The organism is Methylibium sp., from assembly GCF_013817345.1.
Lineage (GTDB): Bacteria > Pseudomonadota > Gammaproteobacteria > Burkholderiales > Burkholderiaceae_C > Methylibium.
In genome coordinates this window covers 1-8,025 of sequence record NZ_JACDCW010000137.1, presented here as the reverse complement: position 1 = coordinate 8,025, position 8,025 = coordinate 1, and the positions used below count along the sequence as shown (strand labels likewise).

Sequence of the window (8,025 nt, the reverse complement as noted above, 5' to 3'; positions counted from 1 at the left end):
CGCCGACGGCGCCGGCGCGCTGGACGCCGACGCCGCCGTGCGCATCGCCCGCAGCCGGCGCTCGCGCAACGGCACGGCCGCGAGCCGGGGCTGGGACGTGGGCACCTTCCGCTCGGCCGATGTGGACGTCGATGGCTACGCCACCTATCTGTATCGAGTCAGCGTGCCGCGCACCTTGCTCACGGCATACGTGAAGGTGGCGCTGGCCTGGGATGCCAAGGCGACGAGGCTGATCATTCCAGGCTTGCCGGGCCTGTCGGTGCCGCTCTCGTATCTCTCGGTCGATCTCGATCTGGAGGTGCGCGATGCCTCCGGCGCCACCGTGGCGTGGAGTGCGTCGTGGGACAACAGCTACGAGAGCGCCGAGTTCGCCGCCCGGCGCGGCCAGACCTACGAGATCCGCATCCGGCGCTGGTCGGGCACCGACGACGTCTGGTACGGGCTGGCCTGGAACGTCACGGGCATCAGCATCGTGGTGGCCTTGGAGAATCTGGCGGGCATGTCTCTCGGCGGGCGCTGACGGGACGACGAGCCGGCCGGCTCGATCATCGGGCCCGCACGGACGAAAGGCACCCGGCGCCATGCCGGGACTCTCAGAAGCGGTAGATCGCCGCCAGCCCGGTTGAAGAGGGCATCCGCTCGGCCGGCACCACGATCACCTCGCCGCCCGTGCGCAGCACTTGCTCGGCCAGATCGTCGAGCAGGTCATCGACGCCGGGATGCGACATCTCGCCGGCGCGCGGTACGCCGGTGCTTGCATCCAGGCGCCCGGGCAGTTGCCGCTGAGCTTCGACGAGCAAGGTCGCGACGCGGCCTTGCGCCGCCGCCGCCGCGACCTGCGGCAGGCCGTCGTCGCCGCGCTGCGCGGCACGCGCCGCACCGAAGCGCTCGACGAGCCCGGCCAGCCGCTGCAGGACCACCGGTTCCAGGACCTGCCATGCCCGCGCGCGAAGCTCGTCCATCGACAGCGGCTCGGGGTTGGTCTCGATGCCGGCCTCGATCAGTTGCGCGTTGTGGCTCAGCGTGCGAAAGGGCGAGTGGTATTCGGGCAGCGCAGCCAGGATCAAGGGCAGGCCCGAGGGTTTCGAGTGATGCTCGGTCACGGCCCGATCGACGGCGCGGAAGTAGCGCTCCGTCTGCTGGTCGATCACGTCCTTCTTCGATCCGTGGCCGTGCCGCATGCCGCCCGTCTTCGCACCGCCTGCGCCACGATTCGCGCCAGCGCCGCTGGCCGCCGGGCCGGTGCCGTAGGAATGCGCCTGGCCCTGCGGCTCGGGCAGCTCGTCGCCGAGCGCGTCGGTGAGCGTCGCCGGTACGTCGGCCGCCGGTTCGATTTCGTCGAGTGCGTCGCGATTGCCTTCGAACAGCCGGATGTCACGGCGGTTGATGCTCAGAATCTGGAATCGATCGGCCGACTGCTGGATGCGCAGCAGCGGCTTGACGTGGAAGCTGTCGGCCACGATGGCCAGCTCCGCCATCGGCCGTTGCACCCGGATCACCCGGAACAGCCCCGGCGCGCCGAACGCCGCGAGGGCGTCGGTGGTGTGATTCCAGAAGGCCGCGTCGTCGGCCAGCGCATGAAAGGGTTCGAGCAGCGCGTCGATGGCGTCTGCCGGATGCGCGCGTTCGAGCGAGTCCCGCGCCTGTTCGACGAGATTGCGAAAACGGATCGGGTCCTGCGCGTTCTCGGGGTGATGGCGGTGGGTCGGCTGGTAGATCGACACGCACGGGCCCGTACGGCCGGCTGCCAGAAGGTCTTCAAGATCTCGGGAATGAGCCATGGCGATGAAATTCCTGGAGTGCGACCTACACCGCGCCGTCGTCGTTCGGCCGGCCGCCGCTGCGCCGGCCGGCTTCGAGCTTCCCGAAAACCGTGTCGAGCGCGCGGACCAGCTTGTCCGAGGCTCCGCTGATGGCCAGATCGACCGTCGGCGCATGGTGGTCGACCGACATGGGCGCGCGTCCGGCCACACGCGCTTCCATCATGCAGCGCTTGTCGTCGCCACCCGACTTGTCGCTGTTGAGGTCGTTCAGATGCACCTCTACGCGCGTGATCCGGTCGGCGAAGCGATCGAGCGACGAGCGAACCTCGGCTTCGAGCCGGGCGGTCAGCGCTTCCGAGCCGACCAGATTGTTGTCTGTGTTGAGTTGGATTTGCATGGCGATAGGCTGGTTGCGGGCGAAGCCTGTAGCTGGCAAGCGCCGTGCCGACCCGCGCTGCGCGACAGGTGCGCGCGCTATTCGGGCAGGCGCCCCGCCGCTGGTGCGTTGTTCTCGACCACGTCGCGCACGTACAGCCTTTGCACCAGGATCATCGCCACCACCATCAGCGGCACGGCGAACAGGGCGCCGATCGGGCCGAACAGCAGGCCGAAGATCATCAGCGCTATCAGCGCCAGCACCGGCGGCAGCCGCACCGTCCAGCGCTGCACGAAGGGCACCAGCACGAAGCTCTCGAACTGCTGGATCGCCAGCACCAGCAGGGCCGCGTACAAGGCCTGCTCGGGCCCTTGCGCGAAGGCCAGCAGCACGATCAGCAGCCCCGCGGCGATGGGGCCGAAGTAGGGCACGAAGTCCAGCGCCGCGGCGATGATGCCCAGCGCCAGCGCCAGCGGCATGCCGATCAGCCACAGCCCCAGGCTCGTCAGCACGCCCACCGCCAGCATCGACACGCCCTGGCCGAGCAGCCAACGCGACAGGCCCTCCCCGGCGGCGAGTAGCGCGTCATCGACGCGCTGGCGGTGTTCAGGCGGCAGCAGGCGCAGCAGGCCGCGGCGGTACAGCGCCGGGTCGGCAGCGAGAAAGATCCCGGTGGCCACGATCAGCAGCGCGCCGGCCAGGGCGCCGAGGGTGAAGCCGGCCATGCCGGCCGCGCGTGACCACACCCGCGCGGTGTCCCAGGCCTCGAGCAGCGTCTGGCCGACCGGGTTGCCGCCCAGCCACTCGGCGGCGGCGGTGAAAGCCTGCGGCAGCACGTCGCGCAGGTTGCCGAGCTGGCGGGCCACGGGCTCGCCGACGAGCCAGCCGCCCAGCACCAGCAGCACGAGCAGCAGCAACACGACGGCGGCCAACGCCGCGGACGGCGGCAGGCTCAACCTGCGGTGCAGCGGCTCGGCCAGGGTGAGCAGGAAGGTCGCGAACAGGACCGCGCCGAACACCACGATGATCACGTCGAGCAGTTGCCACAACAGCCAAGCCAGCGCGACGATGCTTACCGCGACCACGACGCGGCCCGTGTAGGAACGTGGCACGGTTGCAGACACGGCGGTCATTCAGCACGCGATGTGCCCGGGACCGCATGCTGCGTCGTTCTTGCTCGCAGGGGAGCGCCCTCGGCTCCGGATCGCTCGGCGAGAGCGGGAGTCCGCTTGCGATGCGCTCTGTGTTGCAGCAACGACGGCTTCGATGAAGCGTCAGCCGCGGTGTCGCAAGACGTGCCGCGGCCGGCAAGCCGCGGCTTCCCAGGCATTGCAGCCCGGCCGCACCGTCAGGCCCGAACCCGCTCGCCCAACTCGCGCAGCAGAGCGCCGAACTCGGTCGGGAACGGGAACACGATTGTCGAGTTGTTCTGCTGCCCGATGGTGGCCAGCGTGCTCAGGTAGCGCAACTGCATCGCCTCGGGCTGCTGCGCCAGAATCTGTGCGGCTTCGAGCAGCTTGCGCGCCGCCTGCTCCTCGCCTTCGGCGTTGATGACCTTGGCGCGGCGCTCGCGCTCGGCCTCGGCCTGCCGGGCCATCACCCGCACCATGTTCTCGCCCAGGTCGATGTGCTTGAGCTCCACGTTGGCGACCTTCACACCCCAGGCTTCGGTTTGTGAATCGAGGATGGCCTGGATATCGTTGTTGAGCTTGTCGCGCTCCGAAAGCATGGAGTCCAGATCGTGCCGGCCGAGCACCGAGCGCAATGTGGTCTGTGCGAGCTCGCTGGTCGCCTGGCGATAGTCCTCCACCTGGATCACCGAAGGCTCCGGGCCGACCACGCGAAAGTAGATCACCGCGCTGACGCGCACCGAGACGTTGTCGCGAGAGATCACGTCCTGGCCGGGCACGTCGAGCACCTGCGTGCGCTGATCGACGCGCACCATCTGCTGCACCATCGGCACCAGCAGGATCAGCCCGGGCCCCTTGACGCCGGTGTAGCGGCCCAGCGTGAACACCACCCCGCGTTCGTATTCGCGCAGGATGCGCACCGACATCACCAGCAGTACAAGCACCAGCGCGACGAGCGGACCGAAGAAAACGAGACCGGACATGATGAGTTCTCCTGTAGGGCGGGTGGTGGTGTGTGAAAAGAGGTCCGGCGCGGCGACGTTCACGCGCGACCCTGGACGCGGGGTGTCGTGGCATCGGCATCGGCGATCACTTCCACGCACAGCCCGTGAACTGCACGCACGCGCACCGTCTGCCCGGGCTCCAGCCCCGGAGGGCCGGTGGCGCTCCAGCGTTCGCCCACGGCATGCACGTGGCCTGCGCCGCCCGACCAGTCGAGCACGCGCGCGGGCTCGCCAATCATCGCCACGGTGCCGCTGACCACCGGGTGCCGCCGCGAACTCAGTGCGAGCCGCACGACGACCAGGCTGGCAACCAGTGCGCACACCGCGATACCGGCAACGAGCGGCAGCGACAAGGCGTAGCCGGGCGCCTCGGTATCGATCAGCAGGCTGGCACCGAGCATGAAGGCCACCGCCCCGCCGATGCCGAGAATGCCAAACGAGGGCGCGAACGCCTCGGCCAGGAGCAAGCCCAGGCCTAGCAGCATCAGCGCTGCGCCGGCATACGTGAGGGGCAGCGCCGACAGCGCGTACAGGCCGATCAGCAGGCTGATCGCACCGACCACCCCGGGAACCAGCGCGCCCGGATTCATGAACTCGAACAGCAGTCCGTACACGCCGATCATCATCAGGATGAGCGCCAGGTTCGGGTTGGTGATGACGCCGAGCATCCGCGAGCGCCAGTCGGGCTCCATCCGGCGCAGTTCGAGCCCGGCGGTCTGCAGTGTGAGCTTGCCGGCGCCGAGCCGGACTTCGCGGCCGTGCGCCTTGTCGAGCAGTTCGGGAATGCCGCCGGCGATCAGATCGACGACGCCTTGCTCCACGGCTTCGCGGGCCGGCAGACTGACCGCTTCGCGCACGGCCCGCTCGGCCCAATCGGCATTGCGGCCGTGCAGGTCGGCCAGCGAGCGGATGTAGGCCACCGCATCGTTCACCGCCTTGGCTTCCGAGGCGCTTCGCCCGCCGGGCGTGCTGGCGGCGTCGCCACGGGGCTGCGAGGCGGGCGGCTCTCGGCCCGGCATCGGCGAGCCGCCGCCCCCACCGCCGCCACCGCCGATCTGCACCGGCGTGGCCGCGCCCAGGTTGGTGCCCGGTGCCATCGCCGCCACGTGGCTGGCATACAGGATGTAGGTGCCGGCGCTGGCCGCGCGCGCGCCGCTCGGCGCGACGTAGCTCAGTACCGGGATCGGCGAGGCGATGATGGCCCGGATGATCTCGCGCATCGAGGTGTCGAGCCCGCCCGGCGTGTCCATGCGCAGCACCACGGCAGCCGCGCCTTGTTCGTGTGCGCGCGTCAGACCGCGCTTGACGTAATCGGCCGACGCCGGACCGATGACGCCATCGACCGACAGCACCACCGCGGCGCGAGTGCCTGGGTCGGTGGGCTGAGCAGCACCGAGCACCGCCGCCAGCCACAGCAGCGCCCCGGCCAAGCCGACGGCGAGGGGCTTCGCGCACCTGTTCATGCCGGCAGGCCAGCAAGCGGCTCTCCCGCATCGCGGTTCAGCGGTCGCCGCGTGCCGGTGTCAAGGGGGCCGTGCAGTACCGTCGCGCAATGCCGGGGCTTGCGGCTGCTGCGCCGGGCCTTCCTACAATCCGCCGCTTCGCTCGCCACCGCCTCGCCCTCATCCGCATGAATGCCCTTGCCCTGACCGTGCTGCTGCCGCTGGTGCTGGGCACGGGCCTGTGCTTTTGGAGCGGGCAGCGCGACACGCCGGGCCGGCGCCGGCTGACCGCCTGGCTGGCGGCGGCCGTGACCGCCGCGGCGCTCGCCGCGACCAGCACGCTGGCGCCCGAGGTCTTCGCTGGGCAGACCGTACTCGCGCAGGCCGAGTGGATGCCGGCCATCGGCCTGAACGCCAACTTCCGCCTCGACGGTCTGGCGCTGATGTTCGTCTGGCTGATCACCGGCATCGGCCTGCTGATCATCCTGTACGCCGCGTACTACCTGCACCACGACGACCCAGCGGGCAAGTTCTACACGCAGCTCATGCTCTTCATGGCCGCGATGCTGGGCATCGTGCTGTCGGACAACCTGCTGTTGCTGGTGGTGTTCTGGGAGCTGACCAGCATCTCTTCCTTTCTGCTGATCGGCTACTGGGGGCACAAGGAAGAATCGCGCGCGGGCGCACGCATGGCGCTCACGATGACCGGCGGCGGCGGGCTGGTGCTGCTGGCCGGCGTGGTGGTGCTGGGGCAGATTGCCGGCACCTACGATCTCTCGGCGATGCTGGGCCGGGGAGCGGAGATCCAGGCCGATCCGCGCTATCCGCTCGCGCTGGGCCTCGTGCTCGTCGGCTGCTTCACCAAGAGCGCGCAGTGGCCGTTTCACTTCTGGCTGCCCGAGGCGATGGCCGCGCCCACGCCGGTCTCGGCCTACCTGCACTCGGCGACGATGGTCAAGGCCGGCATCTTCCTGCTGGCGCGGCTGTACCCGGTGCTCGGCAGCGGCAGCGAGCTGTTCGAGACCATCGTCGCGCCGGTCGGTCTGGCGACCATGGTGTTCGGGGCCTACGTGGCCGTGTTCAAGCACGACATCAAGGCCCTGTTGGCCTACTCGACCATCAGCCACCTCGGCCTGATCGTGTTCCTGCTCGGCCTGGCCTCGCCGCTGTCGGCCGTGGCGGCGATGTTCCACATCCTGAACCACGCGACCTTCAAGGCCTCGCTGTTCATGACGGCCGGCATCATCGACCACGAGACCGGCACGCGCGACATGCGCCAGCTCGGTGGGCTGCTCAAGCTCATGCCCTGGACGGCCACCTTGGCCATGATCGCGGCCGCCTCGATGGCCGGCGTGCCCTTCGTCAATGGCTTCCTGTCCAAGGAAATGTTCTTCACCGAGGCGGTCGATCGCCAGGCCGATTTCGCTTTCGGCGTGCTGGTTCCGCTGGCGGCCACGCTGGGCGGCATCTGCTCGGTGGCCTATTCGCTGCGCTTCATCCACGACGTGTTCTTCCACGGGCCGCCGAAGAACCTGCCCAAGCCGCATCCGCACGAGCCGCCGCTGTTCATGAAGGCGCCGGTGGCGCTGCTGGTGGTGGCCTGTGTCGTGGTCGGCCTGATGCCCTCGCTGACCTTCGGGCCGCTCGTGCACGTGGCGGCCATCGCGGTGCTCGGGGCGCCGCCGCCCGAGTACCACCTGGCCTTGTGGCACGGCTTGAACCTGCCGTTGCTGATGAGCGCGGTGGCGCTGGTCGGCGGCGTGGTGATGTACATCCTGCTGCAACGACGCTTCAACCTGCACCTGCGCCACTGGCGCGGTTGGACGGGCGAGGCGCTCTTCACGCGCACGGTCGACGGGCTTTTCGGCTGGGCCGGCAAGCTCACCGACCGCCTGGAGAACGGCTCGCTGCAGCGCCATGCGGCGCTGATGGTCGGCTCGGCCATCGTGGTGTCGTGCTGGCCCTTCCTGCTCGGCCACGGCGAGGGTCTGGGCACGGGGGATCGCCTGCTGATGCCGGCGCCGCCGCTGGCCATCGTCGTGTGGCTGCTGCTGCTGGCCGTGGGCGCTTCGCTGCTCGCCACACACCATGACCGTTTCCGCGCCGTGGTGCTGGTTGGCGTGGTCGGCGTGGTCGCTTCGCTCGGCTTCGTGGCGCTTTCGGCGCCCGACCTCGCCCTGACACAGTTGTCGGTCGACATCGTTGCCACCGTGCTGCTGCTGATGGGTCTGGCGCTGCTGCCGCAGACCAGCCCGCGCGAATCCAGCCGCCGCCGGCGCGGCCGCGACGCGCTGCTCGCCCTGGCCGGCG

The 8,025-nt window shown here is 69.7% G+C and carries 7 protein-coding genes; 2 read left to right on the top strand and 5 right to left on the bottom strand.

Translation table 11 applies throughout. The features are described 5' to 3' along the window. On the top strand, window positions 1-520 hold a 520-nt coding region (locus H0W40_RS18095; protein WP_292449066.1), incomplete at its 5' end, for a hypothetical protein. A gap of 73 nt (window positions 521-593) precedes the next feature. On the opposite strand, the gene H0W40_RS18090 is transcribed toward H0W40_RS18095, so the two are convergent. The 5 genes from H0W40_RS18090 to H0W40_RS18070 all read right to left on the bottom strand — a co-directional run bounded on the left by H0W40_RS18090 (window position 594) and on the right by H0W40_RS18070 (window position 5,736). Beyond that, window positions 594-1,781: a hypothetical protein gene (locus H0W40_RS18090; protein ID WP_292449064.1), complete on the bottom strand. Its 1,188-nt coding sequence runs from the start codon at window positions 1,779-1,781 to the stop codon at window positions 594-596. Window positions 1,782-1,806: 25 nt separating this feature from the next. Further along, entirely contained in the window at window positions 1,807-2,160 is a 354-nt protein-coding gene (locus tag H0W40_RS18085) for an HPF/RaiA family ribosome-associated protein (RefSeq protein WP_292449062.1), read from the bottom strand. Between the two features lie 77 nt (window positions 2,161-2,237). Further along, entirely contained in the window at window positions 2,238-3,272 is a 1,035-nt protein-coding gene (locus H0W40_RS18080; RefSeq protein WP_292449060.1) for an AI-2E family transporter, read from the bottom strand. 215 nt (window positions 3,273-3,487) lie between these two features. Then, window positions 3,488-4,252 (bottom strand): slipin family protein, encoded by a 765-nt coding sequence (locus tag H0W40_RS18075; protein WP_292449058.1) that lies wholly within the window; start codon window positions 4,250-4,252, stop codon window positions 3,488-3,490. Window positions 4,253-4,311: 59 nt separating this feature from the next. Further along, on the bottom strand, window positions 4,312-5,736 hold the full coding sequence (locus tag H0W40_RS18070) for a nodulation protein NfeD (protein WP_292449055.1): 1,425 nt from the start codon (window positions 5,734-5,736) through the stop codon (window positions 4,312-4,314). Window positions 5,737-5,903: 167 nt separating this feature from the next. Here H0W40_RS18070 and H0W40_RS18065 point away from each other — a divergent pair. Continuing rightward, window positions 5,904-8,025, top strand: a 2,122-nt coding sequence (locus H0W40_RS18065) for a proton-conducting transporter membrane subunit (protein WP_292449052.1), incomplete at its 3' end; no start/stop codon positions are given.

Bases quoted from the DNA above. Each gene is read 5' to 3' on its own strand.
- H0W40_RS18090 (WP_292449064.1), bottom strand. From the start codon at position 1,781: ATGGCTCATTCCCGAGATCTTGAAGACCTTCTGGCAGCCGGCCGTACG.
- H0W40_RS18085 (WP_292449062.1), bottom strand. From the start codon at position 2,160: ATGCAAATCCAACTCAACACAGACAACAATCTGGTCGGCTCGGAAGCG.
- H0W40_RS18080 (WP_292449060.1), bottom strand. From the start codon at position 3,272: ATGACCGCCGTGTCTGCAACCGTGCCACGTTCCTACACGGGCCGCGTC.
- H0W40_RS18075 (WP_292449058.1), bottom strand. From the start codon at position 4,252: ATGTCCGGTCTCGTTTTCTTCGGTCCGCTCGTCGCGCTGGTGCTTGTA.
- H0W40_RS18070 (WP_292449055.1), bottom strand. From the start codon at position 5,736: ATGAACAGGTGCGCGAAGCCCCTCGCCGTCGGCTTGGCCGGGGCGCTG.